This window comes from Pseudomonas graminis (assembly GCF_900111735.1).
Lineage (GTDB): Bacteria > Pseudomonadota > Gammaproteobacteria > Pseudomonadales > Pseudomonadaceae > Aquipseudomonas > Aquipseudomonas graminis.
The window spans coordinates 1-26,289 of sequence record NZ_FOHW01000021.1 but is presented as its reverse complement, the minus strand read 5'-3'; the positions used below and the strand labels follow the sequence as shown (position 1 = coordinate 26,289).

The window sequence follows — 26,289 nt, the reverse complement described above, 5'->3', positions numbered from 1 at the left end:
GCTGCCTCGCAGCGGCCGTCTTGATTGACGACGAATTCTTAAGTGCATGGATCGGATATGACCAGAAAAATCCTGGTGACAGGGAGTTCGGGATTTTTAGGGACAGCGCTGGTTGACCACCTTGCACACCTGCCTGACGCGGACATTGTCGCGGTAAGCCGACAGGCAATGCCCCATTCTTCTCCAACCGTCACGACAACCACTGTTGCCGGGCTGACTGCCGACACCCCATGGCAGGCAGTGTTGCACGACGTCGATACGGTCGTTCACGCCGCAGCGCGGGTGCATGTCATGCACGACACCGCGGCTGACCCACTTTCGCTGTACCGGGAGGTCAACACCCTCGGCACGCTGAATCTGGCCGAGCAGGCCGCCGCAGCAGGCGTCCGGCGTTTCATCTTCATCAGCACGATCAAGGTCAACGGCGAGTCCACCGCGCGGGGCGAATGCTTTCGTGCGGACGACGCCCCCAATCCGAGCGATCCCTACGCCGTTTCCAAGCACGAAGCAGAACAGGGCCTTCTGGCGCTGGCGAAGACCTGTGCGATGGAAGTGGTGATCATCCGCCCGGTGCTGGTTTACGGGCCCGGCGTCAAAGCGAACTTCCTGCAACTGATGCGCACGTTGCGCAAAGGCGTGCCGTTACCGCTCGGTTCAGTGAACAATGCGCGCAGCCTGGTCTCGCTGGACAACCTGATCGACCTGATCCGCGTCTGCATCGATCATCCTGCCGCCGCGAACCAGGTCTTTCTGGTCAGCGATGGCCGGGACCTGTCGACGACCGAACTGGCCAGCCGGCTCAAGGCGCAGATGCGTGCATCGGGTTGGCTTATTCCCGTCCCCGAATCCCTTATCATGCTCGGTGCCACGTTGTTGGGCCGCAAATCGGCGGCCGAGCGGGTGTTGGGATCGCTGCGCGTGGATATCAGCAAAAACCGCGAACGGTTGCAGTGGCAGCCCCCGGTGTCGGTAGAGGACGGCCTGAAGAAGACCGTCGAGCATTTTCTGGTTACGGATCAAGCATGAATTATTGGTGGGTCGCGGTTGCTGTTGTGGTGTTTTCATTTGCGCTGACGCATTTATTGCGCCGGTATGCGCTGCATAAGAGCCTGCTCGATATTCCCAACGGCAGAAGCTCCCATACGATTCCGACGCCACGTGGCGGCGGTGTGGCGATTGTCATCAGTTACCTGGCTGCGCTGGTCTGGATGATTTCTGCAGGGCTGATAGGGCGCGACCCGTTCCTGGCCATGTTCGGGGCGGGCGCATTGATCGCGGCACTGGGGTTTCTCGACGATCACGGCCACATCGCCGCTCGCTGGCGCTTGCTGGGGCATTTCTTCGCCGCAGCGTGGGCGTTGTTCTGGCTGGGTGGTCTTCCGGCGATCAGCGTGTTCGGCATGACGCTCGCGCCGGGGCTGATCGTTAACGTGCTGGCGGCGTTCTACCTCGTCTGGCTGCTCAACCTGTACAACTTCATGGACGGCATCGACGGCATTGCCAGCGTAGAGGCGATCTGTGTCTGCGTCGGCGCGGCGATCATCTACGCCCTGAGCGGTTTTGCCACTCTGGTGTGGTTGCCGGTGCTGCTGGCATGCGCAGTCGCGGGGTTTCTATTCTGGAATTTCCCCCCGGCAAAGATCTTCATGGGCGATGCCGGCAGCGGATTTCTTGGCATCATGCTTGGTTGCCTGTCACTGCAGGGCGCGTGGATTTCCTCGCAGTTCTTGTGGGTATGGCTTATTCTCCTCGGGGTTTTCATCGTAGACGCTACAGTAACCCTCATCCGTCGGCTCGTTCGGGGCGACAAGGTCTATGAGGCTCACAGAAGTCACGCTTATCAATTCGCCTCGCGGCGCTTTGGCAAGCACCTTCCGGTGACGTCCGCAGTCGGTGTAATCAATCTGTGCTGGCTGTTGCCGGTCGCTGTGTGTGTCACCCGTTTCGGGCTGGACGGGGCACTCGGCGTGATCATTGCTTACGCTCCATTGCTCGCCCTGGCATTCATCTTCAAGGCAGGGGCGCTTGAAAAGAGCTGAGCATGGACATTGGCTCTGAGGCTGTTGGTCCGATTCCCTTGCGCAACAGGAATCAAACGCCAGCCCAGGGGTCGACTGAAAGGAGTTAGAACGCGTGCTTGAGGGGACAATGGGGAAAATTCGCACTTCGCTGCTGGGGCTGCCTCGCCGGCACAAGCGGATCTTGCAGGTCGCTGCAGACGTCTGTCTGATCTGGTTTGCGTTGTGGATGGCGTTCGTCGTCCGCCTGGGCATTGATGAACTGATCAATCCCCTGGAAATCCATACCTGGCTGTTTGCAAGCGCGCCCGTAGTGGCGATCCCGTTGTTCATTCGTTTCGGCATGTACCGCGCGGTCATGCGCTATTTCGGCAACGACGCCCTGATCGCGATCATCAAGGCCGTCAGCCTCTCCGCCCTGATACTTGGGGTCGTGGTCTACCTCTACAGCAACCACCAGCATGTGGTGCCGCGATCGGTGATGTTCAATTACTGGTGGCTGAGCATGGTCATGATTGGTGGCCTGCGCCTGGCGATGCGTCAGTACTTCCTCGGCGACTGGTTTTCCGCCGCTCGCCATGTGCCGTTCGCCACCCGTGACGATGGCCTGCCTAAAGTCGCCATCTACGGCGCCGGCGCGGCGGGCAATCAATTGGTCGCTGCACTGCGCATGGGTCGCTCGATGCGTCCTGTTGCGTTCATCGATGACGACGACTCGATCTCCAACCGGGTCATCTCCGGGCTGCAGGTCTACAAGCCCAAGCACATTCAGCAGATGATCGACGTGACCGGCGCTCAGGAAATCCTGCTGGCGATTCCGTCGTCCGCCCGTGCGCGCCGCCGGGAAATCCTTGGTTTCCTCGAAGGCTTCCCGCTGCATGTTCGCAGCGTGCCGAACTTCTCCGATCTGGCCGCCGGCCGAGTGAAGGTCGACGATCTTCAGGAAGTCGACATCGCCGACCTGCTCGGCCGCGACGCCGTACCTGCCCAGGAAGAATTGCTCGAGCACTGCATCAAGAACCAGTGTGTGCTGGTGACCGGGGCAGGGGGCTCGATCGGCTCGGAGCTGTGCCGGCAGATCCTGCTGTTGAAGCCGACCACCCTGTTGCTGCTCGATCACAGCGAATTCAATCTGTACACGATCCTCACCGAGCTGGAGCGGCGGGTGGCTCGCGAGTCGCTCAAGGTCAAGTTGCTGCCGATTCTTGGTTCGATCCGTAATCACGCCAAGCTGCTGGACGTGATGAAGACCTGGCAGGTCAATACGGTTTACCACGCGGCGGCCTACAAGCACGTGCCGATGGTCGAGCACAACATCGCCGAGGGCGTGCTCAACAACGTGGTCGGTACGCTGAATGCCGCTCAGGCGGCGCTGCAGGCGGGCGTTGCGAACTTCGTGTTGATCTCCACCGACAAGGCTGTGCGCCCGACCAATGTCATGGGCAGCACCAAGCGCCTGGCCGAGCTGACGTTGCAGGCGCTGAGCCGGGAAACCGCGCCGGTGATGTTCGGCGACCGCTCCAATGTGCATCAGGTCAACAAAACGCGGTTCATCATGGTGCGATTCGGCAACGTGCTGGGGTCGTCCGGTTCGGTGATTCCGTTGTTCCATCAGCAGATCAAATCCGGTGGGCCGCTGACGGTCACGCACCCGAAAATCACCCGCTACTTCATGACCATTCCTGAAGCGGCGCAGCTGGTGATCCAGGCCGGTTCCATGGGGCAGGGCGGCGACGTGTTCGTGCTCGACATGGGTGAGCCGGTGCGCATTATCGAGCTGGCCGAGAAGATGGTGCATCTGTCGGGCCTGAGCATCCGCTCGGAACACAACCCCCAGGGCGACATCGCCATCGAGTTCACCGGGCTGCGGCCTGGCGAGAAGCTCTACGAGGAGCTGCTGATCGGCAACAACGTGGCGGCGACTCGCCACCCGATGATCATGAGCGCCCAGGAAGACTTCCTCGCGTGGGATGTCTTCAAGCAAAGTCTCTCGCAGTTGCTCAAGGCGCTGGACGATGACGATTACACCCGCGTTCGGCAGATCCTTGGCGACACGGTGAGCGGTTACGCGCCCGAGGGCGATATCGTCGACTGGATTCATCAGCAGCGTCGCCGCGAACCCTGAGCGCGAGCCCGCTGAAACCTTTTCTTACGCAGCCAAATGGACGTTGAAACGGGCGCGAAGCCCGTCTCCACAGGGCCTGCGAGTCGGTACATATCCGGTCACCGATCCCGGCGTTGACTCCCTGCCGCCATCGGCTAGGTTTGGGAAGCAGCTCAGGAATGCTGCTTCCACTTACGATGCCCATGGAGCATGACTCATGCGTACTTCTTATCTCTCCTCCCTGATCTTCGCGCTGCTGGCGGGTACGTCCCTCGCCGTGACTGCCGCGACTCCTGCCGCCCCTGGCGCCCCTGCCGCCACCCCGGCAGACGCCACCAAACCTGCCATCTCCGCGCCGGCGGGTGTGCAGGGATCCAAGGTCAACCTCAACGCCGCCAGTGCTGAAACCCTTCAGAAAGAGCTGTCCGGCATTGGCGCCGCGAAGGCCAACGCCATCGTCGCTTACCGTGAAGAACACGGCGGTTTCACAGCCGTGGACGAGTTGATCGAAGTGAAGGGCATCGGCAAGGCGCTGCTGGACAAGAACCGCGACAAGCTGTCAATTGACTGAAACCCATGAGCCAAGGCCGATCACTGATCGGCCTTTTTTTATGCCTGGGATAAATCTGTGATCACTCTGAGGGCGTTGGACAGAAAAATGTCGACTGACATATTAATTTTCAGATGACGGGCGTAATATCAGTTCGCGCAATCTTACTGAACGGCTGGCGCCCAAGGGTGCCGGCGACTGCCAAGAATGAGGAAAGGTGAACCCATGAGTGAGCGTCGCATTGTAGTGACGGGTATGGGGCTGGTGACGCCATTGGGCACCGGCGTTGAAGCGGTATGGAAGCGATTGCTGGAAGGCCGCTCCGGGATTGTGCAGTTGCCTGAGCAGACGGTGGCTGATCTGGCAGGCAAAGTCGGCGGCCCGGTGCCGACCCTGGAGCAAGACCCTGAAGCCGGGTTCGATGCTGACGCCGCCGCGCCGCCCAAGGAGCAGAAGAAGATGGACCGCTTCATCCTGTTTGCCCTGGGCGCTGCGCAACAGGCGGTCAAGCAGGCAGGCTGGGCGCCATCGACTGAGGAGGAGCGCGAGCGTACCGCGACCATCATCGGTGCCGGCGTGGGTGGTTTTGGCGCCATCGCCGAAGCCGTGCGCATCACGGACAGCCGTGGGCCGCGGCGCTTGTCGCCGTTCACCATTCCGTCGTTCCTGGTCAATCTGGCGGCCGGGCATGTGTCGATCCAGCACGGTTTCAAAGGCCCGCTGGGTGCGCCGGTGACCGCGTGTGCGGCGGGGGTTCAGGCGATCGGCGATGCGGCGCGACTGATTCGCAACGGGGAGGCGGACGTGGCCATCTGCGGTGGCGCCGAAGCCTGTATCGATCGCGTCGCCCTGGGTGGTTTTGCTGCCGCCCGTGCGCTCTCCCATGGCTTCAACGACGCGCCGGAGCGCGCCTCACGGCCCTTCGACCGTGACCGCGACGGCTTCGTCATGGGTGAAGGCGCGGGGATCATCGTCATTGAAACCCTGGAACACGCGCTCGCCCGCGGAGCAACGCCCATCGTCGAACTGGTCGGCTACGGCACCAGCGCGGACGCCTATCACCTGACCGCCGGGCCAGAAGATGGCAGCGGCGCGCGTCGAGCGATGCAGACAGCGATTCGCCAGGCCGGCATCCAGCCTGCCGACGTGCAGCACGTCAACGCCCACGCCACGTCCACGCCGGTGGGCGACAGGGGCGAAATGGCCGCGATCAAAACGGTGTTTGGTGACCAGAATGGCGTGGCCGTCACGTCGACCAAATCCGCAACCGGGCACTTGCTCGGCGCAGCGGGGGGCATTGAGGCGATTTTCACGGCATTGGCGATCCGCGATCAGATCGCGCCGATGACCCTCAATCTGGAGAACCCCGACGAGGCGGCTGCGGGCATCGACATCGTCCACGGCAAGGCGCGTCCCATGAACATCGAGTACGCATTGTCGAACGGTTTCGGCTTCGGGGGTGTGAACGCCAGCGTGCTGTTCCGTCGCTGGCATCCCTGAGAGGCATCAGTGAAACAAGCGTGACGCATCCCCGCCGAGAAAGGGCAGGGAAGTGAGCGTCAGCCTTCGATCAGCTGCTTGAGCTGATCGCGGGTGGTCTCCAGAATCCGCTCGGCCAGCGCCGGATCCTTTGCGCTGCGCGCCAGCACCATCGCCCCCACCAGCCCGGACATGAGCATCACACTCTTGTCGCTGCTTTGCCCATCGGCCGGCATTCCGGCTTCGAGGGTGGCGAGCATGCGGTTGATCAACTCGTCGGTAATCTCGCTCGGTTGCCCGCGCTGGCCCAGTTCGGACGCCATGGTTGGCAACGGGCAGCCCTTTTCCGGGTGATCGCGATGGGCGGTCGACAGGTACGAGTCGATGAACGCCTGGGTCGAGCTGTCTTCGGCCATTTTCTCGGCCCGTGAGGCCTGCAGTTGGTCGACGGCGCAGCGCAGGGATTTCTCGACCAGGTCGTCCTTGGATTTGAAGTGGGCATAAAAACCACCGTGGGTCAGGCCCAGCGCCTTCATCAACGGCTGCAACCCGGTGGCGCCGATGCCGTCACGGCGAAAGCGCGCGGCGGCTTCCTGAAGGATGCGCTGGTGGGTCTGGGCTTTGTGGTCTTCGGCGTAACGCATGGAGCGAGCCTCCCGGGCGTGGCTCTTGAAATGGTGGTCGACATTTTTACACGGATGACACGCCGGTGCAGTACCCGCGTTGAAACGCGTGCCGCCAACGGTCAGAGCGCTCCGTCCACCACTGACCGCTCGCGACAGCGCATATCCGGCTATTTCGGGCCCATCATTTTCGCCAGCGCCTCAGGCCCGGGCGCGCCTTGTTGCTGCTGAAGGTGACCCGCCTCGTCCTTGTAGAAAATCGACGGTGTGGCGGACAGGCCCATGTCTTCCATCAATTTCATGTTGGCGTCGAGTTTTGCCTGGATGTCTTTGGGGATGTTCTGCATGGCCTTGAGTGTGCTGGCTTTGCCCGCCTGCTCGTGGGTCTGCAGGGCCACTTCCGGGTTCGCGTCGGCCAGCAGGCTCGCGGCCTTGGCGGCGCTGTCCTCGCGGATCACGCCGACCATGATGTGGCGCAACTGCACTTTCCCCGATTTGACCCATGGCCGCGCCTGCTCCCAGAACAGGTTGCAGTAAGGGCAGTTGGCGTCGCTGAACAGGTAGATGACTTTCGGCGCAGTCTTGGCGCCGTCGGCAATCCAGGTGCTGTTTTCCATGCGGCTCCACATCGCCTCGGCCATCGGCCCATAGACAAGCTTTTGCAGGGGCGCGGTGCTCAGGTCCTCGCCCTTTTCATTGAACAGATTGCCGGCCAGCACATGCTTGCCGTCCGGGGTCAGGTACAGCGCCATGCCTTGATTCTGGTACTCGGCGGCGTAGCCCTTCAGTCCTGCCGGCGCGTCGAAGCTGCCTTTGATGGTCGCGCCCTTGGCTTGCAGCGCCTTGATCGGGGCGGGCAGGTCTTCGGCGTGGACCAGCGCGCCTGGCAGGGAGAGCGAAACGGCGGCGGCGAAGAGCGCAGGGCGGATGAAGTTCATGGGGTGGTCCCTTATTTTGAAGAAGGCTGTGAGGACGGCGGGAAAGAAGTCGGCGAAGAAGCGTTCGGCGGCTGGCTCAAACCGTCCAGATAATGGGTGAGGCTGGCGCTGGACAGTTCGCCCAGATGCCCGTCCCGTTGGCGGCCGTTTACGCCGTAAAACAGCGTGGTGGGCAGGGCGGCTGAGCCGGCACGGCGACCCAGTTCGCCGCTGTCGTCGAACAACACGTTGTCCAGTTGCAACCCCTGGCTGCCGAGAAAGGTCGCCACTTCACGTGGGCTCTCTCCCTGATTGACGAACAGAAACACGACGTCGGGATTGGTCTTTTGCGCGGCTTGCAGAACGGGCATTTCCCGCCGGCACGGCGGGCACCACGTCGCCCACAGGTTGATCACCAGTTTGCGGCCTGTGTAATCGCGCAATTGCACGCGTTCGCCCGCGCCATTGCGCAGGGCCAGATCCGGCAGCGGAACATCCCGACGGACGCTTTCGACGGCCAGACTGCTCAGCCACCAGAACAGCAACCCGCTGGCAACGCCCAACCCCAGTGGCCTGCGCTGCAACGGCCGCCGCCACGCCGTGATGGCGGCACCGGCCACAACGGCGACGACACCGGGCCAGGCACTGAAGCCGCCGTCGCGGATATCAACGATGCGCAGCAGGTCGCTTTCGTATTGCCGCCAGTAGCGCGCAACGAACGCCAGACGCGCCACCAGCAGTCCGAGCATGAACAGGCCGGAGACGGCGCGTTCCGGGTTGATTCGTTGCTTGCGGCCACTGTTCCAGCCGACCAACGTCGCCAGTGCGAGGGCAACGAGCAGCAGTAGATGGTTGAGCGACAGGGCGAACGGCCCCACGGAAAAACTCAGCATCAGCCATCCTCCCGGGTCGTCTGCCAGTGCTTCAAAAAGGATTCGAGGTCTACTTCTCCGGTGATACGCCGGTCGCGTCGTTCGCTGCGGTCCGGCGCGATCCACACCAGTGTCGGCGGGCCCGGCACGCTGAAACGACCGAGCAGCGCGCGGCTGGCGTCGTTGTCGGCCGTGACATCGAGGCGCAGCAGGCGCACGCCGTTCAAAGCTTGCAGGGTTTCCGCTTTGGCGAACACGTTCTTCTCCATGATCTTGCAGGACACGCACCAGTCGGCGTAGTAGTCGACCAGCACCCACTGGCCGGCAGTTGTGGCGGCGGCGAGTTCCCGGTCCAGCGCCAACGGGTCCTTGATCGTGATAAACGCGTCGTGGCCCTCGCTGGCGGCAATTGTCTTCGATCCGCTGTAGACCTTGAGCGGTTGCCAGGGATCGTCGCCGCCTGCCGCCGCGCCGATCACCATCGCCACGCCCCACAGCCCAACGACCATACCGACTGGGGCGCAGAGGCGTGAGGCGCGTTGCAGCGACCGGGTCTGCACGACGGCGCTGTAGGCAAAGATGATCAGCAGTGCCCCGAACAACCCCAACCACAACACGTCGGCGAGCAACGGCCGAAGCATGATCAACGCAGTGCCCAGCAGCAGGAAGCCGAAGAGGCCTTTGACCAGGTTCATCCAGGCCCCCGGTTTTGGCAGAAAGCGCGTGCCGACCGTGACCAGCAGCAACAACGGCAGGCCCATGCCCAGCCCCATGACGAATAACACCAGCGCGCCGTGCAGCGCGTTACCGCTCTGGGCGATGTACAGCAGCGCGCCGGCCAGAGGCGCCGTCATGCACGGGCCGATCATCAGTCCAGACAGGGCGCCGAGCGCCGATGCGCCCAACAGACTGCCGCCGGGGCGCTGACGCCCGGCCTTCTCCAGACGGTCGCGCAGGAAGCCCGGCAACTGCAGCTCGAAGAGGCCGAACATCGGCAGCGCCAGCACCCCAAACAGCACCGCGAAACTGCCCAGCAGCCACGGCTGTTGCAGGGTCGATTGCAGGTTGCTGCCCAACAGTGCGGCGACCACGCCCAGCCCGGCGTAGATCAGGGCCATGCTCAACACGTAAATACTGGCCAGCGCAAAACCCCGAGCGGGTCTTGCGCCGCTGCCGACCACCACGCCGGCAAGAATCGGCAGCATCGGCAGTGAGCACGGCGTGAACGCCAGCAGCAGACCCAGCCCGAAAAACGCCAGCAGGCTCAGGGCCAGAGAACGTTGCGCCAGGCCGCTGGCCAGTGCCTGGTCCTCGGCCTGATTGCCGACGTCATTTCCTTTCTCAAAGCTGGCCGGTTCCGCGTCGCCGCTGGCCACAGTGACGAGCTGGCTTTGCGGTGGATAACACAAGCCGGCATCGGCGCAGCCTTGCCAGCTCACGTTGATTTGACCGTAGGCCGAAGCGGGGATTGTCAGTTCAAGGCCCTGCCGATAGACCTGCTGCTGGCCGAAATACTCGTCGTGATGATCCTCGCCCTTCGGCAGCACGGGTTGCTGTTGCTGGCTCAGTCCTTCGAACTTGAGCCGTTGCTGATACAGGTAATAACCGTCCGCAATCTGCCAGTACAGGCGGGTTTCGCCGGACACCAGGTGTTCCGAGGTGAAGATGAAGGCGTCCTTCGCCGACAGAAAGTCGGCCTTCTCGCTGAGGAGTGAGGGGCCGGACTTTGCCAGGAAGGGGTCTCCACCGGGCACGGCCTGCGCCAGCAGCGGGACCAGCATCAGAACCATCAGCCACACCTTGCCCATGCACACCTTCCCGCCACTGTGAATGGGGCGAATCCTGCGCAGTGGCGATTAACTGTCGATTAACGCTCGGGGGCGCGTCGTGCCTGCGGCGGCTCGTGCATAATCCGCCGTTAATCCCTCTGCGCTTCAATCGCCTTTTTTTCGGGGCCGACCATGCACGTACTGCTTTGTGAAGACGACGACCTGATCGCCAGCGGCATCGTCGCAGGCCTTGATGCCCAGGGCCTGACGGTGGATCGCGTGGCCACGGCCTCCTCCGCGCGGGCGATGCTCGCGGCTGCGCATTTCGACGTGATGATTCTGGACCTCGGCCTGCCCGATGAAGATGGTCTGAAGCTGTTGCGCCAGATTCGCCAGCAGGGCGTGGAAATCCCGGTGCTGATTCTTACCGCTCGCGACACGGTGACCGACCGCGTCGACGGCTTGCAGGCCGGCGCTGACGATTACCTGCTCAAGCCCTTCGACCTGCGTGAACTCAGCGCGCGCCTGCACACCCTGGTGCGTCGCATGGCCGGGCGCAGCGTCAATGTGATCGAACATGGCGTGCTCAGCTATGACCCGAGCAGCCGGGAAACCCGCCTTGCCGGTCAGCCGGTCGATCTGTCCCGCCGCGAGCAGGCCCTGCTGCAAGCGCTGCTGAACAACAGTGGCCGCGTGCTTTCGGGCGAGCAGTTGAAGGACTGTGTGTACGGCTTCGGCGACGAGGTCGAGAGCAACGCCCTCAACGTTCACATCCATCACCTGCGGCGCAAGCTGGGCGGTCGCATCATCGAAACCGTCCGCGGGCTCGGTTATCGCCTCGGCCCGGCCGGCCATGATTCGGAGCCCACGCCATGATGAGCCTGCGCACGCGGCTGAGTCTGATTCTGGGCTCGGCGTTCATTCTGATCTGGGTGTTGGCGGCGGCGTGGATGCTGCGCGACTTGCGCACGCAGATGATGCAGTCCCTCGATCAACGCCTTGAGGCCTCGGCGCGGATGGTGGCCGGGTTGCTCGAACAGATGCAGATGCCCACCGGCAGCGACACCCGCTCGCTGCGGGCGGACGATCCGGCGTTGCCCAACGGCATGGCGTGTCAGTTGAGCTCCCTGCGCGGGCAGGTGCTGGCCCGCACCGACAGCTCGCCGAGCGAACCGCTGAAGGCTGACGCCAGCGGCTTCCATGACCAGATGATCAACGGCGACCACTGGCGCGTGTACACGATGATGCATGGCAACGTGCGGGTGAGCACTGCCGACCGCCAGATTGAACGCGACGTGCTCGGGCACTCGGTGTTGCTGGCGGCGTCGGTGCCGGTGCTGGTCGCGCTGTTCGGCAGCCTGGTGCTGGTCTGGTTCGGCATCGGCCGCGGGCTGGCGCCGCTCAATCGCATGCGCGATGCCTTGAATCGGCACAGCGCAGACTCGGTCGAGCCGCTGGACGTGCCCAATTTGCCCAGCGAGTTGCAGCCGCTGCTGAAAAGCCAGAACCAGCTGTTTCAGCGCATCGCCCAGACCCTGGAGCGCGAGCGGCGGCTGACCGGCGACGCCGCCCATGAACTGCGCAGCCCGCTCACCGCCATCAAGACCCATCTGCAGGTGGCGCGCATGACCGACGGCCAGAAACGCGACACGGCGCTGGCCCATGCGGAGGAGGGCGCCGACCGCATGCATCGCACCCTTGAACAGCTGCTTTTGTTGGCGCGGGTCGAGGGCAGCCTGTCGTTCGATGACGGTGTGCAGTGTGACGCCGAGCAGGTCGCGCGGCTGGCCATTCACGACGCCAGTCACGGCGACGAGCAGCGCATCGAACTGATCCTGCCGTCGCAGTTGTCGAGCGCCGCCGTGCAGATGCCTGCGGCGCTGGCGGTGGCCGCGTTGCGCAATCTGCTGGACAACGCCTTGCGCCACAGCCAGGCCGCAGCGCAAGTCGAGCTGAGTGTCGAAACCTTCGACGGGCAGGCGCATTTCCGCGTTCGCGATCATGGCCCGGGGATTCCCGAGCCGGACCTGGACAAGCTCACCCAACGCTTCTGGCGCAACGGCAAAAGCCCCGGCGCGGGCCTGGGGCTGGCAATTGTTCAGGCCATCGTTCAACGCTGCGCGTGCTCGCTGCGCTTCGACAGCCGTCAGGACGGTTTGCGGGTGGAGCTGAGCATGCCGTTGCGGCGCGATGTCGCAGGCGAGTGACGTGTGGGACGGGTCTGAAAGTTGAGTCGGCCCGGAGTTGGACGTCAGGCCGACTGTTGGCTGAATGTCCGTTACTCCGGCATGGCTGAAGAGTGGTGCGATGTAATCAACCACTGGTTGTCGACGAATGCATAAGTGAAGGTGTAACGCGCGCTGACGGCTGAGTTATCGCTGAAACGGAACGTGTAAGTGCCGGTATCGATTGCGCTGTTGCAACTTGTCATAACAGTGCTGCTATCGACAGTGCCGACCGGCTTGTTCTTGAGAAACTTGTTGAAGTAGTCGAGTTTGCCAGCAAGGTCTGTTCTGGGCTGGTTGGAGAGGGTCGGCAGCAGCACGGCATCGGCCGCGTAGTTCGCCGCAACCTTGCCTGGGTCGCCGGTTTGCAAGGCTGTGTTCCAGCGTTCGAACAGGATTTTCGCCTGTTGCTTGTCAAGTGTTGCGCATTGAGCGGAGACGTTGTTTGCACTTGCGATAGCGCTGGCAGTGAGCAATGTGATAACAGCGAAAGTCTTGAGCATGAGTTGCCTTCCATGGGCGATTGAATGTGGGTCGAGAGCCTAATGGAGGAGGATAGAAAGTTGTACGGTCTTGAATTTACAATTCGTTTCGCGAATTGGTTCGTCCGTTTCCGATGTAGGAAGTGTCCCGTTTGATAAGTACGAAGCGTTGTTGGTTTGTGCAGGAAGTTGAGTCGGTTTCAATCTTTCATCATCCGGCCCCGCGAGCTTTTGGTCCGACAAGCCTTTGATTCTGCTCTCCAATCCCGGACAATCGCGCCCCTTTCCCTGTAGAGAACCGGTCAGGGGCGCCGACTGCCACGTTTTTCGACGCGCTTTTGACCATGTAGCTATCACCGGCAACGGAGAATCGACCGGATGAATGATCAGGCCAACAGCGTCGAACGCACCGTCGACGCAGCACCCGCGAGCGTAACGACCTGGAACCGCAACGACACCACCTGGATGCTCGGGCTGTTCGGCACCGCCATCGGCGCGGGCACGTTGTTTCTGCCTATCAACGCAGGTATTGGCGGGTTCTGGCCGCTGGTGATTCTGGCCGTGCTGGCCTTCCCGATGACCTTCTATGCGCACCGCGGGCTGACCCGTTTCGTGCTGTCGGGCCGCAACGGCGCGGACATCACCGAGGTGGTCGAGCAGCATTTCGGCAAGAAAGCCGGTGCCTTGATCACGCTGCTGTATTTCTTCGCCGTGTTTCCGATCCTGCTGATCTACAGCGTGGCGCTGACCAACACCGTGGGCAGTTTCATGGAGCACCAACTGCATGTACAGCCGCCGCCCCGGGCGCTGCTGGCGTTCGTGCTGATCCTTGGCTTGCTGGCGGTGGTGCGGTGCGGAGAGCAGATCATTGTCAAGGCCATGAGCCTGATGGTGTACCCGTTCATCGTGGCCTTGCTGTTCCTCGCGGTGTTTCTGATTCCCCACTGGAACGGCGGCATCCTCACCACCGCGAGCAGCCTTCCGGCACCGTCGGCGCTGCTGCACACGCTGTGGCTGGCGATTCCGGTGATGGTCTTCTCGTTCAACCATTCGCCCATCATTTCAGCGTTTGCCGTCGACCAGAAGCGTCAATATGGCGAGCAGGCCGAACCGCGCAGCGCGCAGATCCTGGCCCGCGCCCATCTGCTGATGGTGGTCATGGTGCTGTTCTTCGTTTTCAGCTGCGTGCTGACCCTGGCGCCGGAGCAACTGGCGGAAGCGAAGGCGCAGAACCTGTCGATCCTGTCCTATCTGGCCAACCATTTCAGCAACCCGACCATCGCGTTTGCCGCGCCGTTGATTGCTTTCGTGGCGATCACCAAGTCGTTCCTGGGCCACTACATCGGCGCCAGTGAAGGCCTCAAAGGTCTGGTGATGAAGACCGGCCGCCGCCCTTCGCCACGTGCGCTCGATCGCCTGACCGCAGGCTTCATGCTGATGGTCTGCTGGCTGGTGGCGACACTCAACCCAAGCATTCTGGGCATGATCGAAACCCTCGGCGGCCCGGTCATTGCCGCGCTGCTATTCCTCATGCCGATGTACGCCGTGCGCAAAGTACCGGCCATGCGCCGTTATGCGGGGAAACTGTCCAACGTGTTTGTCGTTGTGATCGGACTGATCTCGATCTCGGCGCTGGTGTATTCGTTGTTGCAGTGATGTCGGTTCCGGGTTAGGCGGGCTGGCGCGGACGGTGTAGGAGCGCGCTTGCCCGCGAAGGCATTCTGGCTGCAACGAATCGATTGCCTGACACACTGCTTTCGCGGGCAAGCGCGCTCTCACAGTTGATCGCATTCAAACCGTAGATTTGCATTGATTGCGGTCAACCCGGTTACCTGGCTTGAATGAGTGACGCGTTTACTTCCAGGCAGTCCAGACATTCATCACTCGCACTCAAGGAAGCGGCGAACATGGCCCACAGCGACAACTTCGAATTCACCCTGCGTCCAGCCACGCCAGCGGATGTGCTGACGATTGCGGTGTTGGGCATGCAGGTGTTCATGGACACCTATGCAACCGAGGGCGTTCGCGACGCCATCGCTCGTGAAGCCCTCGAATCGTTTGCGCCCCAAACCATTGCCGCGTTTATCGAGCGTCCGGACACGCTGTTCCTGCTGGCGGAAGCCAATCAGCACCTGGTCGGTTTTGCTCAGGTCTGCCTGCAAGCCGATCACGCCATGGTCGGCGATCAGCACGCCGCTGAGCTGAATCGCCTCTACGTACAGGAGCGTTTTACCGGGCGCGGCCTGGGCTGGCAGTTGCTGCAGCGCGCCGAAATTGAAGCATCGGCCCGAGGCGCTTCGAAGCTCTGGGCGACCGTCTGGGTGGGTAATCCCCGTGCCTTGCTTTTCTACCCTCGCCAGGGCTACGAAAACGCCGGGTCGCCGGTGCATCGCCTGCAAGCTGAAACCCATCAAAACGTTCTGTTCTGCAAGTCGCTCAAGCCCATGGAACTCGATACAGCCCGGGTTTGACAGGACGCCTGAGTGCGTCCCATGATCCTGCTCGTTTATGATCGATTCAGCCCTTTACCGAGGCCTCATGTCTGCCAATCCTGAAGCATTTCCCGGCGAGCGCCAGCGGTTGATCACCGAGCGTCTTGCCGCGCACGGTCGGGTGATTGCGGCGGAGCTGGCGGCCGAATTCAATGTATCCGAGCATTCCATTCGCCGCGATCTGGGCGCTCTGGCGGGCGCCGGGCTGTGCAAGCGCGTATATGGCGGGGCGATTTCGTTGGCGTCGGACGGGCCGCTGGCCGTGCGTGTCGAGCATGAGCCCGGGCGCAAGCGTCAGTTAGGCGTGGCGGCTGCGGGTCTGATCAGCGCCGGGCAGCACGTGTTTATCGACGGCGGCTCGACCAACCTGGCGATCGCCAAAGCCCTTGATCCGCACATGCCGTTGACCGTCACCACCAACGCGCCACTGATCGCCGTCGAGCTGATGAAGCTGCCGTCGGTGGAGGTGATTCTGCTCGGCGGACGCCTGAGTCCCGTTGCGGGTAGCACTTACGGCTTCACCACGATTCAACAGCTCGCCCACTTCAATTTCGATCTGTGCTTTCTCGGCGCCTGTGCACTGGATGCACTGAAAGGCGTGACGGCGTTCGACATGGATGTCGCCGAGTTCAAGCGTGCCGTGGTGGCGCGCAGCGGTCAGGTGGCGGTGGCGGTGATCAACGAGAAGCTTTCCAGCATCGCCCACTACCAGGTGGCGCAGTGCGAGGAAGTCGGTGCGCTGGTGGTCGAACACGACGCGCCGGCTGACCGGCTGGAGTTGTTTCGCAGCAAGGTCGCGCAGATCGTTATGGCGCGGGCAGCGCACTGAGCAGCGTTGACTCCTGCCAGGCCACGGTGCGATTGCGGCCCTGATGCTTGGCGGCATACAGCGCCGCATCCGCGCGTTTGACGAAGTCCTCCAGGGTCGGGCATTCCTGCGCTTTACAGCCATAGACCCCCAGGCTGATGCTGACGATGCCGATCGGATTGCCATGGTGTTCAAGGGCACGGGTAAGCACGGCCAACCGGATCTTCTCCGCCAGACTCACCGCGCCTTGCCTGTCGCTGTAGGGCAGGAACACGGCCATTTCTTCCCCGCCGTAGCGCACCGCAAGGTCGCCGGTGCGGTTGAGGGTGCTGCGAATGCACTCGGCCACGGCGATGATGCATTTGTCGCCGGCGACGTGGCCGTAGTTGTCGTTGTAGCTCTTGAATAAATCGATGTCGATCATGATCAGGCTCAGCGGATGCAGGTTCGGCTGCCCGTTGCCGAACTCCAGACCGAGAATCTCCTGAAAATGCCGACGATTGGCCAGCCCGGTCAGACTGTCTTGCAGCGCGAGCTTTTCCAGCGAGTGGCTGGCAATGCGCAGCTGTGATTCGGCGTTGAGGCCGAAGCGAATTTGCTGGAAGAGCAAGACGCCAAACAGCAGGTTGGCAACCACCACGCAGATGATGATCGCCAGCGAGCGCCACGCGTACTGCCTCCACTCGTCGAGCACCTCGCGCTCGGACAGACCGGCGAGTACCACCATGGGGTAGCGATCCAGTTTCTTGTAGCCGTACAGGCGCTGCTCGTGGTCGAGCATCGACACGACGTTCGCCGTGCCTTCGTAGTGTTCCCTGACGTAAAGACGAAATAACTCGCCGTCGCCGATGGAAGTGCCGCGCACGTTTTCAATGAACGGACGTCGCGCCAACACGGTGCCGTCGGCCATGGCCAGTGTGATGACGCCATGCTTGCCGATGTCGAAGCGCTCGAAAAACCGTTCGAAGTAGTTCAGTTCGACGGTGGCCAGCACCACGCCGGCGAAGTTGCCCATTTCATCGTCCACCCGTCGCGACACCGGGATGATCCAGTCGCCGGTGGTGCGGCTCTGGATGGCGGGGCCGACGTGGGGCAGGTTGCTGGCGATGGATTGGTGAAAACGGAAATACTCGCGGTCTGCATTGTTCGCGTTGGCCGGCATGTGGTTGAGGGAGGTGGCAGCCCAGTTGCCGTCCTTGTCGTAGATGAACAGGCCCTGGATCTGCTCGACGCTGGCGGCAGTGGCGCGCAGATAGTCGTGCATGCGCGAACCACTCGCGGCACCGAAGCCGTCGAACGAGAGCCGCTCGACCACCGACGACACGGCGATGTGCGCCTGATCGAAGGCGTCATCGGCGTGCTGCGCCATTGAGCGCGAGAGGTTGGTGACGTTGGTGTTGGCGATTTCCAGCTCGTGAATGCGCGTCTGGCGCAATTGCCAGACGTTGATGCTGGTGATGGAGATGCACACCAACAAGGTAAACAGCCCCGCCAGCCACAACACAGGCATGCGTTTGAGTCGTCGGTTTCTGACGCCGAACTCCGATCCTTCTACCTGTCTCAAACCCCACCCTCGCTGACTGCCACGATTTCAGACCCGCCACTGTGACGAACAATCCATTCGTTCGGACACGCAGCATCGCAACAGCGACCCCTCTGACTCACAGCGTAGGACAAGTGCGGGATTTTGAAGGGAAAATTAAGGCTTATAAATCATCTGCGGGAGAATTCTCGCAGTCCCGGCAGCAGCTTATTACAAGCAGGTACAACCTTTGTAGGAGTGAGCTTGCTCGCGAAGAGGCCGGTACATCCGCTAAATCTTCAGCGGTCAAGATGCCGTCTTCGCGTGCAAGGTGGAGCGCCACCCCGGTCGCTCCCACAAATAAAGCCTCTGCAGCGGTATTGCATCGATCGATCAGGCGTTGCTCTGCCGATCAAACCCGACGCCCTTGGACCTCATCCAGATTCGCCTGCCAGTCCTTCTGTGCGCGGGTGCTGTGTTCCGGGATCGGCGCCTTGAGCAGCACGAAATAGGCGACCGCCGACAGCAATGCCACGATGGCGCTGACCGCAAAGGCCGTCGCAAAGGTGCCGGAATATTGCACGCTGAACCCGGTGACGATCGGCGCGATGGAGCCAGCGATGTAGCCGCCGAAATTCTGGATCGAACCCAGAGACGCCACGCGCTTGCTGTCGACCACGGTATTGACCACCATCCACGCCGTGGCGCTGGACAGGTTGATGCCGAACAGCGCCAGGCAGAGCAGGGCGACGCAACCGCTCAGGCCGGTGACGAAGGTCAACGGCAGGGTAAACACCGCGGCAAACACCAGCCCGCCAATCACCGTGTATTTGCGGCTGTTGAGCACGCCGACGCCGCGCTCGACCAGCCGGTCGCAGATGCGTCCGGCGGCGATGGTGCCAATCGCGCCGAACACATACGCGAACGACACCACCCAGGCGGTTTGATAGGGGTCCAGGCCGTGTTCGCGCTGGAAGTAGCCGGGCAGCCAGGTCAGGTGCAGCCAGAGCATGTAGATTACGCCCATGAAACCGAGGAACGTGCCCCAGGTGCTGCGGTGCTTGAACAGGTCCAGCCAGCCGGCGAAGAACGAAGCCTTCGGCGCGGCATTGGCTTGAACCACCTGAACACTCGGTTCGCGACCTTCACCCGCCAGTTCCTTCAGGTACTGCGCGCGGCTTTTGTAGAACATCAGCCAGCACAGCGACAGGACGATGCCGAGCACGCCGGTGACGATGAACATGCCGCGCCAGCTGAAGTTGACCATGAACAGCGTCAGCAGCGGCGGTGCCAGGCACGGCCCGATGCAGGTCGCCGACCAGACGATGCCCGTCGGCGTGCCGCGCTCGTGCTCTTCGAACCATTCGTTGAGGGTTTTGGCGGCCGACGGAAACATCGGTGCTTCGCCGATCCCCAACAACACGCGCAGGGCAAAGAAGCCGCTGAAGCTGTTGACGAAGCCCGACGCCGTCTGGGCGATGGACCACACCATCAGCGCGCCGCCCAGCGCGATCTTGCTGCCGAGCTTGTCGATGAGCATGCCCATCGGCAACTGCGCGAAGGCATAGGCCAGCGAGAACGCCGACAACAGAATGCCCATCTCCGAAGGGCTGATGAGCATGTCTTTCTGGATCGTCGTGTTGGCGATGGACAGCGCGCTGCGGTCCAGATAATTGACCACGCCGAACAGCATCAGAAAGACGATGGTGATCGTCTGATAGGTCTTGAGGGATTTCATTGCGCACCTTTCTTATTGTTGTAAGGGCTTAAAAAGCTTCCCGGCTGAAGCCGGTCCTACCAGAAAAACGCGTTCCAGCAGACGACGCATTTCCCAGTGGGACCGGCTTCAGCCAGGAAGAGGCCAGTGTGGGCACCATCCATATTGCGGTGTGACGTTTGAAAAGCTTCCCGGCTAAAGCAGGTCCTACCAGAAAAACGCGTTCCAGCAGACGACGCATTTCCCCTGTGGGACCGGCTTCAGCCGGGAAGAGGCCGGTTTGGGCGCCATCGATCTTGCGGTGTGACGCTTGAAAAGCTTCCCGGCTGAAGGCGGTCCTACCAGGAAAACGCGCTCCAGCAGACGACGCATTTCCCAGTGGGACCGGCTTCAGCCGGGAAGGGGCCGGTGTGGGCGCCATCGATCTTGCGGTGTGACGCTTGAAAAGCTTCCCGGCTAAAGCCGGTCCTACCCGAAAAACGCGTTCCAGCAGACGACGCATTTCCCAGTGGGACCGGCTTCAGCCGGGAAGAGGCCGGTCTGGGCACCATCGATCTTGCGGTGTGACGTTTGAAAAGCTTCCCGGCTGAAGGCGGTCCTACAAAAAGCATGCGTCGCTCGGCAAAACCTTAAGTCACTGCACCGATGTGCCATGGAACAAATTCGTTCTGCCCGTAACCGTGCTGCTCGCTTTTGCTGCGGGCGCCGGAGGCGATGTCGAGCATCATCTGGAACACATACGCGCCGCGCTCTTCGATTGTCGTCGTGCCATCGGCGATGCCGCCACAATTGACGTCCATGTCCTCCTGCTGAAATTCGAACACGCGGTTGTTGGTCGCCAGCTTGATCGACGGCGTGGGCGCGCAGCCGTAGGCAGAACCTCGCCCGGTCGTGAATGCGATCAGGTTGGCGCCGCCCGCCACTTGCCCTGTCGCGGAGACCGGGTCGTAACCGGGGGTGTCCATGAACACCAGGCCCTGGGCGCGGACGGCTTCGGCGTATTCATAAACGCCCATCAGGTTGGTCGAGCCGGCCTTGGCCACGGCCCCCAGGGATTTCTCAAGAATGGTCGTCAGCCCGCCTGCCTTGTTGCCGGCGGAAGGGTTGTTGTTCAGCTCGGCGTTCATCCGCTGGCAATAGTCTTCCCACCAATGGATGCGCTGAATGAGCTTTTCGCCGATGGCCTGACTGGCGGCCCGCCGCGTCAGCAAATGCTCGGCGCCATAAATTTCCGGGGTCTCCGACAGAATCGCTGTGCCGCCCGCCGCCACCAGCCGGTCCACCGCATTGCCCAGCGCCGGGTTGGCGGTGATGCCGGAATAGCCGTCGGAGCCGCCACATTGCAGACCGACGATCAGGTGCCGGGCGCTGACGGTTTCGCGGGTGATCTTGTTGGCCTGGGGCAGAAGCGATTGCACTTGAGCGATGCCGCTGGCGATGGTCTTCGAGGTGCCACCGGTGCCTTGAATGGTAAAGGCGCGCAACTGGTCACTGGCTTTCAGGCCCTGGCTGTCGAGCATGTCCTGAATCTGGTTGGTCTCGCAGCCCAGACCCACCACCAGCACCGCCGCAAAGTTCGGGTGCACGGCATAGCCCGCCAGGGTGCGGCGCAGCAGGTCGATGGCCTCGCCCTTGGAATCGATGGCGCAGCCGGAGCCGTGGGTCAGCGCGACCACGCCGTCAATGTTCGGGTAGTCCGCGAGGGCTTCCGGGAAGATATCGCGACGGAAACGGTCGGCGATGGCCCGTGCCACGGTGGCCGAACAATTCACCGAGGTGAGAATGCCGATGTAGTTGCGCGTCGCCACGCGGCCGTCGGCGCGCACGATGCCCTGAAAGAACGCCTCGGTTTTCGGCGATTCGTGGGCATCGACGCCAAAGGCGTAGTCGCGGGAGAAGTCGCCCATCTCGACGTTGTGCACATGCACGTGCTGCCCGGCCTCAATGGGCTGTGACGCGAAGCCGATGATCTGACCGTAACGCCGCAGCGGCTGACCCTGCTCTACCCGCACCGCGGCAACCTTGTGCCCGGAAGGAATGGGCTGAGACACCGTGATGTTTTCTTCGTCCAGGTACGTGCCTTCGCTCAGCGCCTGGCGAGCGATAAGCACGTTATCAAGGGGGTTCAGTCGGATGAACAGCGCACTGCTGTCGAACGCGGGGGTTTTTGCGATGAGTTCCATGCGGCCTCTCAAGACGGTTGCGGCCTGGTTCAGCGGTGCGGGACGACGGCTTCCATCAAGGAGCGGCACCGTGGCTGGCCGGTTATTGTTATTCACGACGCATCAAACAGCCGCCCCATCAGCGCGGCGTAGTGGGCCGATTTTCAGCCACTCTATGAAGCCAGTTGATAATTTCCCAATGAAAGGTTTCGATTGAGCGATAACTCAGGGTTATCGACTCACGGTGCCGCCTGAAACGTTGGAAAGGAGCCTGCACCCGCAAACCCCGCACACACACACTCAGAATCGGGCGCTTAGATTGGCAAGCAGCGCTTTCACCGCCGCTGACATCGGCCGGGCTTTCGACGTCATCAGCCCGAGATTGGCCATGCTCAGCGGCAGCTCGACCGGCAGAATGGCGATCATGCCGTAACGCGCGTAGTGCTGGGCGACGTCATTGGGCACAACGGCAATCATGTCCGAGGATTCGAGCATCGAAGTGGTCGCCAAAATCGAACGGGTTTCGATGATGTCCAGCGGCTCAATCAATTGCGCCGTCTGCAATGCGTTCTCGACCTGGCGCCGCATGGGGCTGCCGATGGGGTGGAGGATCCAGGTCAGCGGCGCCAGCTCCGTCAGGGTCAGGCTCGTCTGGGTGGGGCCAGCGCGATCCACCAGCGGGTGCTGCGGCCGGGCGATGATGCGCATACTTTCGCCCTGCTCGAACAGCTGAATGTCGAGGCTCTGGCCGTCGAGCTGATCGGGCAACCGGCCCAGCACCACATCGAAATCGCCGCGAATCAGCGCCGGCAGCAGCTCATCACTGGTGCCGACTTCCAGCGCGATGCGCACTTTCGGGTGAGCAGCCTTGAACGCCAGCACGCCGCGAGTGAGCAGCGTCGGCACCGGGCCCATGACCGTGCCGATGCGCACCATCCCCGTCGCCCCGCGTGCCAGCTCGGCCAACTGCGCTTCGGCGTATTCGAACTCATGCAGCGCGCCCTGGGCGTAGCGAATCATCACCTCGCCGAACAGCGTCGGCTGCATGCCGCGCGGCAAACGCTCGAACAGTTGCACGCCGAGCCGCGCTTCCAGCTGTTGCAGCAACAGACTGGCGGCGGGCTGGGTGGTGTGGATGGCGGTGGCGGCCTTGCGCAGATTGCCCAGCTCGCCCAGCGCGTTGAGCAACGCGATCTGCCGGCTGGAGATTTTCAGCGACGGGAAGGTGCCAGGCAGGTAAGGATTTTTTGCTGACATATCGAATTGGGTATCGATGATTAGGATTTGGCGATTATGCCTGTATCGCGGATCGGCCTACAGTCGGGGGTAAGAAGGCATACATCCTGTGGGAGCGCGCTTGCCCGCGAAGGCGTCGGGTCAGCACCCATGTCCTCGCTGACCCGCCCCGTTCGTGGCCAAGGTGAAATGCCACTCCGATCGCTCCTGCACCGTTAGCGTCGTCGCCACGCTTTTCCAAGAGTAAGAGAGCCCACCATGCAGATCACGTCCATATCCGTTCGCGACATCCGCTTCCCCACCTCCCTGTCCCTCGACGGCTCCGACGCAATGAACAGCGCCCCGGATTATTCCGCTGCCTACGTCGTGCTGCACACCGATTCGCCGGACGGGCTGGAAGGCCACGGGCTGACGTTCACCATCGGCCGCGGCAACGAGATCTGCGCCGCCGCGATTCACTCCCTGGCGCCCAGCGTGGTGGGGCTGAGCCTGGAATCGATCACGGCGGACATGGGCGCGTTCTGGCACACCATCACGGCAGGCGACAGCCAGTTGCGCTGGCTGGGGCCGGAAAAAGGCGTGATCCATCTGGCCACCGCCGCGCTGGTCAATGCCGTCTGGGACCTGTGGGCCAAGGTGGAGGGCAAGCCGGTCTGGAAACTACTGGCCGACATGACTCCCGAGCAGTTGGTGAAGTGCCTGGACTTCAGCTACGTCACCGACGCCATCACGCCCGAAGAAGCCATCGCCTTGCTCCGTCGGCAAGTGCCGGGCAAAGCAACGCGTGAGGCGCAACTTCTGGAGGAGGGCTATCCGGGCTACACCACCGCGCCGGGCTGGCTGGGTTATTCGGAAGAGAAGATGCGTCGACTGGCCCGCGAAGCCGTGGCCGAAGGCTGGACCCACATCAAGCAGAAGATCGGCTCGGACATCGAAGAAGACATGCGCCGTGCCGCGATCCTGCGCGACGAACTGGGCTGGGAACGCACGCTGATGATGGACGCCAATCAGGTCTGGAGCGTCGAGCAATCGATCAGCAACATGCGCCGGCTGGCGGCGTTCGAGCCCTGGTGGATCGAAGAGCCGACCCACCCCGATGACATCCTCGGCCACGCGACGATTCGTCAGCGCATCGCACCGATTGGTGTGGCCACCGGCGAGCATTGCCACAACCGGGTGATGTTCAAGCAGATGTTCCAGGCCGGCGCGCTGGATTTCTGCCAGCTCGACGCGGCACGGCTGGGCGGGCTGAACGAGGTGCTGATCGTGCTGCTGATGGCGGCCAAGTTCGACATCCCGGTGTGCCCCCACGGTGGCGGCGTCGGGTTGTGCGAATACGTGCAGAACATCTCGATGTTCGATTACATCGCGGTGTCCGGCTCGCTGGACAAGCGGGTGCTGGAATACGTCGATCACCTGCACGAGCATTTCCTCGATCCGGTGGTCATCCGTCGCGGCCGGTATATGCCTCCACAACGGCCGGGGTACAGCATCGAAATGCACGCCGAGACGCTGGAGCGCTATCAATATCCCAAGGGCTCGGTGTGGGTGGAACTGGCGAACCGATAATCTGACGGTAGGAGCGTGGCTTGTTCCGCGATCGGCGGGGAACCCGTCGTCACCCGGCGAACGCGTTTTTCCAGACACAGCGCGTTGTCAGGGTTTACGGGGACTGCGTCCCCGATCGCGGGACAAGCCACGCTCCTACAGGTTATGCGCGCTGCGCCATCAGACAGTCGCATGTCGCTGTGGACACGCGCCTTTCCCGGGCATGACCGGTATGATCCGTCGCATCTACCCGACCACGGTGCGACATGAATTCCCCCGAGCCCGGCAACGTCATTCCTCCCGGCACCCCTGCCGCCAGCGCCCCCGTCACGCCGCCGGAGCGTGATCGCCTGTCGGCTTCGCTGCTCGGCGGCGGCTGCGAGCCTGACCCGCGCTTCACCTTGGCCAATGAACGCACGTTTCTCGCCTGGATCCGCACGGCATTGGCCTTTCTGGCCGGTGGGATTGCGGTCGAAGCCTTCACCAGCGACGTGTTCAGCCCCGGTCTGCGTCGGGCCGTGGCTTTGTCGTTGCTGGTGCTGGCCTTGTTGGTCAGCGCCAGTGCCTGCGTGCGCTGGCTGAAAGTCGAACGGGCGATGCGTCAGCGCAAGCCATTGCCGTTGCCGGTGCTGGTGCCGATTCTGTCGTTGGGCGGCGCGTTGGTGGCGGCGGGGCTGATCGTCTTTCTGATTTACGGCGCGTCGTGAACCGGCGCGGTCATGCCGTGCCGTCGACGCCATTGCGCCACGACGATCCCGGTCTGCAACCCGAACGCACACTGCTGGCCTGGCGCCGGACGCTGCTGACGTTGATCGGCGTGTGCACTCTGTTTTTACGCTGGATTCCGCCGTTTGGGTGGGTGGCCCTGTTGCCGGTCATTTTCTCGTTGATGGCCGGCCTCCTGATCCAGATCGGCCTCAACGCCCGCTACCGCAAAAGCGCCCGTGGCATCACCCACGAGCGGATTCCGCCGCCTCTGCGTGAAGTGGCGGTGCTGGGTTGCACGGTGATGGTGTTGAGTCTGGTGGGGATTGTTGCGGTGGTGTCTGGCTAACCTGGCAGGCAAGGCTCACACCGATTCCGAGCCGGCTTGCTGGCGAACAGATTGTGTCAGTCGACATCTGCAGTGACTGGCCTACCGCGTACGCCAGCAAGCCGGCCCCGGATTTGCGTGGGTTGATCAATAGGTGTCGTGTCAGGCGTGGAGGCCGGCGCGCCGGACAACGCCTTCGCGGGCAAGCGCGCTCCTACGCCCTGCGGGCAGAAGCAGACCGTGATCCTGCCATTTCATCTCGGGACTTTAGACCTGTGGGATGGTCATCAAACGCGGATTACCTGAGGGAACGCAGATTGATGGACGGCGCAAATCAACTGTAGGAGCGCGCTTGCCCGCGAAGGCGGTGTGTCAGTCGACAGTGATGTCACAGACCGCCGCTTTCGCGACCGTCGTAACCTCCGATTGCTCCTACAGGGGATTTGCGTTCGACGCGGATTTGGGTGCGGGTACATAAAACCGTTCGCCGCGGATGTGGAGGCGGGTACGTAAAACCGTTCGCCGCGGATTTGGATGCGGGTATTTAAAATCGTTCAACGCGGATTTGGAGCCGGGTACTTAAAACCGTTCGCCGCGGATGTGGGTGCGGGTACATAAAACCGTTCGACGCGGATTCGGAGGCGGGTACAAAAATTGTAGGAGTGAGCTTGCTCGCGAAGCGGTGTTTCAGGCACTTTTCTGTGAGCCGACAGGGCGCATTCGCCAGCAACG

At 62.3% G+C, this 26,289-nt stretch carries 22 protein-coding genes; 13 read left to right on the top strand and 9 right to left on the bottom strand.

What is annotated here, in order from left to right; genetic code table 11:
• The first annotated feature begins 57 nt into the window (after positions 1–57).
• The 5 genes from BMY98_RS16260 to fabF all read left to right on the top strand — a co-directional run bounded on the left by BMY98_RS16260 (position 58) and on the right by fabF (position 6,172).
• The gene (locus tag BMY98_RS16260) at positions 58–1,026 is read left to right on the top strand and encodes a UDP-glucose 4-epimerase family protein (RefSeq protein WP_074890882.1); all 969 of its coding nucleotides are present in this window, start codon (positions 58–60) and stop codon (positions 1,024–1,026) included.
• The gene (locus BMY98_RS16255; protein ID WP_074890880.1) at positions 1,023–2,039 is read left to right on the top strand and encodes an MraY family glycosyltransferase; all 1,017 of its coding nucleotides are present in this window, start codon (positions 1,023–1,025) and stop codon (positions 2,037–2,039) included. The genes BMY98_RS16260 and BMY98_RS16255 overlap by 4 nt, the downstream gene beginning before the upstream one ends.
• A gap of 109 nt (positions 2,040–2,148) precedes the next feature.
• Entirely contained in the window at positions 2,149–4,143 is a 1,995-nt protein-coding gene (locus tag BMY98_RS16250; RefSeq protein WP_074890878.1) for a polysaccharide biosynthesis protein, read from the top strand.
• 196 nt (positions 4,144–4,339) lie between these two features.
• Positions 4,340–4,693, top strand: a complete 354-nt coding sequence (locus BMY98_RS16245) for a ComEA family DNA-binding protein (RefSeq protein ID WP_074890876.1) — start codon at positions 4,340–4,342, stop codon at positions 4,691–4,693.
• A gap of 204 nt (positions 4,694–4,897) precedes the next feature.
• Entirely contained in the window at positions 4,898–6,172 is a 1,275-nt protein-coding gene (gene fabF, locus BMY98_RS16240; protein ID WP_074890874.1) for a beta-ketoacyl-ACP synthase II, read from the top strand.
• A 59-nt stretch (positions 6,173–6,231) separates the two neighbouring features.
• Here the strand turns inward: fabF and BMY98_RS16235 are convergent, their stop codons facing one another.
• The 4 genes from BMY98_RS16235 to dsbD all read right to left on the bottom strand — a co-directional run bounded on the left by BMY98_RS16235 (position 6,232) and on the right by dsbD (position 10,371).
• Positions 6,232–6,795 carry a TetR/AcrR family transcriptional regulator gene (locus tag BMY98_RS16235; RefSeq protein ID WP_074890872.1) on the bottom strand — a complete coding sequence of 188 codons (564 nt, stop codon included), beginning with the start codon at positions 6,793–6,795 and terminating at the stop codon, positions 6,232–6,234.
• 149 nt (positions 6,796–6,944) lie between these two features.
• Entirely contained in the window at positions 6,945–7,712 is a 768-nt protein-coding gene (gene dsbG, locus BMY98_RS16230; RefSeq protein ID WP_074890870.1) for a thiol:disulfide interchange protein DsbG, read from the bottom strand.
• A gap of 11 nt (positions 7,713–7,723) precedes the next feature.
• The gene (locus tag BMY98_RS16225; RefSeq protein WP_074890869.1) at positions 7,724–8,584 is read right to left on the bottom strand and encodes a TlpA family protein disulfide reductase; all 861 of its coding nucleotides are present in this window, start codon (positions 8,582–8,584) and stop codon (positions 7,724–7,726) included.
• Complete coding sequence (gene dsbD / locus BMY98_RS16220) at positions 8,584–10,371, bottom strand: protein-disulfide reductase DsbD (RefSeq protein WP_074890867.1); 1,788 nt, start codon at positions 10,369–10,371, stop codon at positions 8,584–8,586. Before dsbD ends, BMY98_RS16225 begins: the two co-directional genes overlap by 1 nt.
• A gap of 153 nt (positions 10,372–10,524) precedes the next feature.
• Between dsbD and BMY98_RS16215 the strand changes: the two genes are divergently transcribed.
• On the top strand, positions 10,525–11,208 hold the full coding sequence (locus tag BMY98_RS16215) for a response regulator (RefSeq protein WP_074890866.1): 684 nt from the start codon (positions 10,525–10,527) through the stop codon (positions 11,206–11,208).
• Entirely contained in the window at positions 11,205–12,539 is a 1,335-nt protein-coding gene (locus BMY98_RS16210) for an ATP-binding protein (protein WP_074890864.1), read from the top strand. The genes BMY98_RS16215 and BMY98_RS16210 overlap by 4 nt, the downstream gene beginning before the upstream one ends.
• A gap of 71 nt (positions 12,540–12,610) precedes the next feature.
• Here the strand turns inward: BMY98_RS16210 and BMY98_RS16205 are convergent, their stop codons facing one another.
• Positions 12,611–13,060: an SgcJ/EcaC family oxidoreductase gene (locus BMY98_RS16205; protein WP_074890863.1), complete on the bottom strand. Its 450-nt coding sequence runs from the start codon at positions 13,058–13,060 to the stop codon at positions 12,611–12,613.
• 357 nt (positions 13,061–13,417) lie between these two features.
• On the opposite strand from BMY98_RS16205, the gene BMY98_RS16200 reads away from it, so the two are divergent.
• The 3 genes from BMY98_RS16200 (at position 13,418) to BMY98_RS16190 (ending at position 16,360) form a co-directional block, all read left to right on the top strand.
• Positions 13,418–14,695 (top strand): serine/threonine transporter, encoded by a 1,278-nt coding sequence (locus BMY98_RS16200; protein WP_074890861.1) that lies wholly within the window; start codon positions 13,418–13,420, stop codon positions 14,693–14,695.
• Positions 14,696–14,946: 251 nt separating this feature from the next.
• Positions 14,947–15,510: a GNAT family N-acetyltransferase gene (locus BMY98_RS16195; protein ID WP_074890860.1), complete on the top strand. Its 564-nt coding sequence runs from the start codon at positions 14,947–14,949 to the stop codon at positions 15,508–15,510.
• A 67-nt stretch (positions 15,511–15,577) separates the two neighbouring features.
• Positions 15,578–16,360, top strand: a complete 783-nt coding sequence (locus tag BMY98_RS16190) for a DeoR/GlpR family DNA-binding transcription regulator (RefSeq protein WP_074890975.1) — start codon at positions 15,578–15,580, stop codon at positions 16,358–16,360.
• Here BMY98_RS16190 and BMY98_RS16185 read toward each other — a convergent pair.
• The 4 genes from BMY98_RS16185 to BMY98_RS16170 form a co-directional block, all read right to left on the bottom strand.
• Complete coding sequence (locus BMY98_RS16185) at positions 16,338–17,849, bottom strand: sensor domain-containing diguanylate cyclase (RefSeq protein WP_074890858.1); 1,512 nt, start codon at positions 17,847–17,849, stop codon at positions 16,338–16,340. The two genes, BMY98_RS16190 and BMY98_RS16185, sit on opposite strands and share 23 nt — an antisense overlap.
• Positions 17,850–18,273: 424 nt before the next feature.
• The gene (locus BMY98_RS16180) at positions 18,274–19,599 is read right to left on the bottom strand and encodes an MFS transporter (RefSeq protein WP_074890856.1); all 1,326 of its coding nucleotides are present in this window, start codon (positions 19,597–19,599) and stop codon (positions 18,274–18,276) included.
• A 608-nt stretch (positions 19,600–20,207) separates the two neighbouring features.
• Positions 20,208–21,761 carry a UxaA family hydrolase gene (locus tag BMY98_RS16175; protein WP_074890854.1) on the bottom strand — a complete coding sequence of 518 codons (1,554 nt, stop codon included), beginning with the start codon at positions 21,759–21,761 and terminating at the stop codon, positions 20,208–20,210.
• Between the two features lie 279 nt (positions 21,762–22,040).
• Positions 22,041–22,997: a LysR family transcriptional regulator gene (locus BMY98_RS16170; protein ID WP_074890852.1), complete on the bottom strand. Its 957-nt coding sequence runs from the start codon at positions 22,995–22,997 to the stop codon at positions 22,041–22,043.
• 237 nt (positions 22,998–23,234) lie between these two features.
• Between BMY98_RS16170 and BMY98_RS16165 the strand changes: the two genes are divergently transcribed.
• The 3 genes from BMY98_RS16165 (at position 23,235) to BMY98_RS16155 (ending at position 25,578) form a co-directional block, all read left to right on the top strand.
• Positions 23,235–24,545 (top strand): L-fuconate dehydratase, encoded by a 1,311-nt coding sequence (locus tag BMY98_RS16165; protein WP_074890851.1) that lies wholly within the window; start codon positions 23,235–23,237, stop codon positions 24,543–24,545.
• 245 nt (positions 24,546–24,790) lie between these two features.
• A complete protein-coding gene (locus BMY98_RS16160; RefSeq protein WP_074890849.1) occupies positions 24,791–25,231 on the top strand; it encodes a YidH family protein in 441 nt (146 codons plus the stop codon).
• Positions 25,228–25,578, top strand: coding sequence for a DUF202 domain-containing protein (locus BMY98_RS16155; RefSeq protein ID WP_139214515.1), 351 nt, complete (start codon positions 25,228–25,230; stop codon positions 25,576–25,578). The genes BMY98_RS16160 and BMY98_RS16155 overlap by 4 nt, the downstream gene beginning before the upstream one ends.
• Positions 25,579–26,289: the final 711 nt, after the last annotated feature.

Coding starts and splice junctions, on each gene's coding strand:
- BMY98_RS16260 (WP_074890882.1), top strand. CDS start 58: ATGACCAGAAAAATCCTGGTGACAGGGAGTTCGGGATTTTTAGGGACA.
- BMY98_RS16255 (WP_074890880.1), top strand. CDS start 1,023: ATGAATTATTGGTGGGTCGCGGTTGCTGTTGTGGTGTTTTCATTTGCG.
- BMY98_RS16250 (WP_074890878.1), top strand. CDS start 2,149: ATGGGGAAAATTCGCACTTCGCTGCTGGGGCTGCCTCGCCGGCACAAG.
- BMY98_RS16245 (WP_074890876.1), top strand. CDS start 4,340: ATGCGTACTTCTTATCTCTCCTCCCTGATCTTCGCGCTGCTGGCGGGT.
- fabF (WP_074890874.1), top strand. CDS start 4,898: ATGAGTGAGCGTCGCATTGTAGTGACGGGTATGGGGCTGGTGACGCCA.
- BMY98_RS16235 (WP_074890872.1), bottom strand. CDS start 6,795: ATGCGTTACGCCGAAGACCACAAAGCCCAGACCCACCAGCGCATCCTT.
- dsbG (WP_074890870.1), bottom strand. CDS start 7,712: ATGAACTTCATCCGCCCTGCGCTCTTCGCCGCCGCCGTTTCGCTCTCC.
- BMY98_RS16225 (WP_074890869.1), bottom strand. CDS start 8,584: ATGCTGAGTTTTTCCGTGGGGCCGTTCGCCCTGTCGCTCAACCATCTA.
- dsbD (WP_074890867.1), bottom strand. CDS start 10,371: ATGGGCAAGGTGTGGCTGATGGTTCTGATGCTGGTCCCGCTGCTGGCG.
- BMY98_RS16215 (WP_074890866.1), top strand. CDS start 10,525: ATGCACGTACTGCTTTGTGAAGACGACGACCTGATCGCCAGCGGCATC.
- BMY98_RS16210 (WP_074890864.1), top strand. CDS start 11,205: ATGATGAGCCTGCGCACGCGGCTGAGTCTGATTCTGGGCTCGGCGTTC.
- BMY98_RS16205 (WP_074890863.1), bottom strand. CDS start 13,060: ATGCTCAAGACTTTCGCTGTTATCACATTGCTCACTGCCAGCGCTATC.
- BMY98_RS16200 (WP_074890861.1), top strand. CDS start 13,418: ATGAATGATCAGGCCAACAGCGTCGAACGCACCGTCGACGCAGCACCC.
- BMY98_RS16195 (WP_074890860.1), top strand. CDS start 14,947: ATGGCCCACAGCGACAACTTCGAATTCACCCTGCGTCCAGCCACGCCA.
- BMY98_RS16190 (WP_074890975.1), top strand. CDS start 15,578: ATGTCTGCCAATCCTGAAGCATTTCCCGGCGAGCGCCAGCGGTTGATC.
- BMY98_RS16185 (WP_074890858.1), bottom strand. CDS start 17,849: ATGCCTGTGTTGTGGCTGGCGGGGCTGTTTACCTTGTTGGTGTGCATC.
- BMY98_RS16180 (WP_074890856.1), bottom strand. CDS start 19,599: ATGAAATCCCTCAAGACCTATCAGACGATCACCATCGTCTTTCTGATG.
- BMY98_RS16175 (WP_074890854.1), bottom strand. CDS start 21,761: ATGGAACTCATCGCAAAAACCCCCGCGTTCGACAGCAGTGCGCTGTTC.
- BMY98_RS16170 (WP_074890852.1), bottom strand. CDS start 22,997: ATGTCAGCAAAAAATCCTTACCTGCCTGGCACCTTCCCGTCGCTGAAA.
- BMY98_RS16165 (WP_074890851.1), top strand. CDS start 23,235: ATGCAGATCACGTCCATATCCGTTCGCGACATCCGCTTCCCCACCTCC.
- BMY98_RS16160 (WP_074890849.1), top strand. CDS start 24,791: ATGAATTCCCCCGAGCCCGGCAACGTCATTCCTCCCGGCACCCCTGCC.